1 protein-coding gene is annotated in these 1,395 nt (G+C 68.7%); it reads left to right on the forward strand.

The window, feature by feature from the left end:
- The first annotated feature begins 56 nt into the window (after positions 1-56).
- Complete coding sequence (locus tag QNO07_RS27440) at positions 57-1,295, forward strand: IS701 family transposase (protein WP_283995247.1); 1,239 nt, start codon at positions 57-59, stop codon at positions 1,293-1,295.
- Positions 1,296-1,395: the final 100 nt, after the last annotated feature.

Here is a 1,395-nt window from a genome sequence, read left to right on the forward strand (position 1 = left end):
TAGTAGTGCTTCGTTACCTTGAGTGATCTTTCCTGGTGTTGGGCATCCTTTGGTGTGTGAAGCTGGGGGATGTCGAGCGGCTCCGGGGTGAGCTGGCGGAGTTCGTGGGTGATGTGTTCGGGTCGTTGCCGCGGCGGGATCAGCGGCGGTGGGGTGCGTGTTATCTGCGGGGCCTGATGCTGGACGGTCGGCGTAAGTCGATCCAGCCGATGGCCGAGCGGATGCCGGACGGGAACATGCAGGCCCTGCAGCAGTTCGTGAACCAGTCGCCGTGGGATCCGTTGCCGGTGCGGCGACGGATCGCCCGGAGACTGTCCGAGGCGATCACGCCACAGGCGTGGGTGATCGACGACGTCTCGTTTCCCAAGTGCGGCCGGGCCTCGGCCGGGGTCGCCCGCCAGTACTGCGGAGCCCTTGGGAAGCGGGCGAACTGCCAGGTCGCGGTCAGTGTCCACGCTGCGACCGATACTGCGTCCTGTCCGCTGGACTGGCAGTTGTATCTGCCCCGGGAGTGGACGGACGAGCCGGGCCGCTGCCGCCGGGCCGGCATCCCCGACCGCACCGTCCATCAGGAGAAGTGGCGCCTCGCGCTCGGGCTGCTGGACAACGTGAGCGAGTGGGGGCTGAGAGCCCCGGTCGTGGTCGCCGACGCGGGTTACGGCGTCAGCACCCCCTTCCGCCACGGCCTGGAGGAGCGGGGCCTGTCCTATGTGCTGGCACTGACCGGGAAGGAAGTCGCCCACGAGCTGAACATCGAGCCATACCAGCCGGATTACGCAGGACTGGGCCCGCCGACGCTCGCCCGCTACCGGACGGCGCCGCGAGCGCTCTCCCTCCATGCGGCCGAGGCCGCTGCCGCGGGCCACTTCACCGAGATGGCCTGGCGGCAGGGCAGCAAAGGCACGATGACCTCACGGTTCGCGGTCCTGGCCCTTCGGCCGGCGGGCAAGCAGTCCCTGGCCGCCGCCCAAGCGGCAGGCGGCGGACGCAACCAGTGGGACGGTGTCCTGCCCACTTCCACCGTCCTGGTCGAGTGGCCTGCCGACCAGGAGACTCCGACAGGTTTCTGGATATCGAACCTGCCGCCCCAGACTCCCGTTGCCGAGTTGGTGCGGTGGGCGAAGATGCGCTGGCGCATCGAGCACGACTATCGCGAGCTCAAGCACGGTCTCGGCCTGGACCACTTCGAGGGCCGCACCTGGCGCGGCTGGCACCACCACGTCACCCTCGTCACCGCCGCCCAGGCATTCCTCACCCTCAGGCGGCTCGACCCAAAAGTCCACACGCCGGCCTGACCCTCTACCAGGTCCTGGACCTCCTCCAGGACCTACTGAAGGGCTGGACCGGCACCTGCACCACCTGCAACCGACCCCTGCCCCGCAACCGAACCAGACG

The sequence above is a fragment of the Streptomyces sp. 549 genome (assembly GCF_030124175.1).
GTDB lineage: Bacteria > Actinomycetota > Actinomycetes > Streptomycetales > Streptomycetaceae > Streptomyces.